Source organism: Methylibium sp. T29 (genome assembly GCF_000576205.1).
GTDB lineage: Bacteria > Pseudomonadota > Gammaproteobacteria > Burkholderiales > Burkholderiaceae_C > Methylibium > Methylibium petroleiphilum.
In genome coordinates this window covers 1-680 of the sequence record NZ_AZND01000582.1, presented here as the reverse complement: position 1 = coordinate 680, position 680 = coordinate 1, and the positions used below count along the sequence as shown (strand labels likewise).

At 75.4% G+C, this 680-nt stretch carries 1 pseudogene; it reads right to left on the bottom strand.

Features of this window, described 5'->3' with window-relative positions:
- Positions 1-680: pseudogene (locus x551_RS22950) on the bottom strand (DUF1513 domain-containing protein); the annotation flags it as partial.

The following is a 680-nucleotide window of genomic DNA, read 5'->3' as shown; positions in this document are numbered from 1 at the left end:
GCTCACGGCCCAGCCGTCGGCGGTGGCGGCGATGTCACCGCCGTAGCCGGCCAGGCCCGTTGCGTCTGACGCGCCCGCCAGGCGCCGCCATCGAAGGTGCGCAACCGCTCGCCGTCGAACAGCGCCAGCACCGGGGCGGCCTGCCTGGCCGCCGGGTCGTCGTGCTCGGCCTGCAGCGCGATGCCGAGCACGCGCTGCGTGCGCGCACCGGCCGCCGGCGTGTCGCGCCAGGCCATGTGGCGCAGGCTGAGGCGGCGGTCGTCCAGGCGCCACTGGCCACGCAGTGCACCGCTGCGCGCGTCCAGCCGCACCAGCGACGAATCCATGCGGTCGAGGTTCAGTTTCTGCCGGCCGGTCTCGGGCCGCGTGGGCACGCCGCCGTTGGCCACCCACAGCGAAGGTGCGTCGTGGCCGCCCGTGTCATCGTCGTCGAGCAACAGTTCGTGCGCGTCGATGCCGTGCGTGGGCCACTCGTCCAGCTTCTCCAGCGAGCGCGCGTCGCGCACGCCGATCCACGCGGAGCCGGTCTCGAGGTCGGTCTCGGTGGTGTAGAGGCGCGTGCCGCCGGCGCCGGCGATCACGTGGCCGTTGAAGGCGCGGCCGGGCTCCGCCCACTGCCACTGCGGCGAACGCCGGCCGTCGGGTTGCCAGCGCACCAGCCAGTCGCCGGGGCGGCGGGC